At 73.9% G+C, this 465-nt stretch carries 1 protein-coding gene; it reads right to left on the bottom strand.

Features of this window, described 5'->3' with window-relative positions:
• Window positions 1–8 precede the first annotated feature (8 nt).
• On the bottom strand, window positions 9–465 hold a 457-nt coding region (locus AB8Z36_RS42090; protein WP_369218575.1), incomplete at its 5' end, for a DUF6578 domain-containing protein.

Raw genomic sequence — 465 nt, forward strand, 5'->3', positions numbered from 1 at the left:
ACCCTGCCCTACGCGTGCGGGACCGCCAGCTCCACCAGGACGCCGGTCTCGCGCCGGAAGCGGTCACGGCCCTCGCCCGTGCCGGACGCGCCCTCCCCGCGGAACCACTCCGGGCACTCCGCGACGGGACGCAGCTCGCGCTCGCCCGGCACCGCCTCGTAGGTGCGCGAACCGGCGTGGGTCTCGGCGAACTCCTGCGTGACGACGTGGATGGCGAGCACCCGCCCCGCCGTCTTCGGCCAGCGGCTGCCGTGCCGCTCGACGCTGAGCAGTCCGGTCAGGCGGCCCCGCTCGGGCCAGGGGGCGGGACGGTTCCACGGGACGGTCACCCCGCGGTCCCGTACGACGGAGCGTTCGAAGGGCTCCTTGAAGTCCTCGTCGTCCCCSTCGTCGTCCCCCTCGTCATCCTCCCCCATGAACTCCTCGAAGGTTCCGGCACCGTCCTCGCCGTCCTCGTCGTCCCAG

Origin of the sequence: Streptomyces flavofungini (genome assembly GCF_041028215.1) — a bacterium.
Lineage (GTDB): Bacteria > Actinomycetota > Actinomycetes > Streptomycetales > Streptomycetaceae > Streptomyces > Streptomyces flavofungini_B.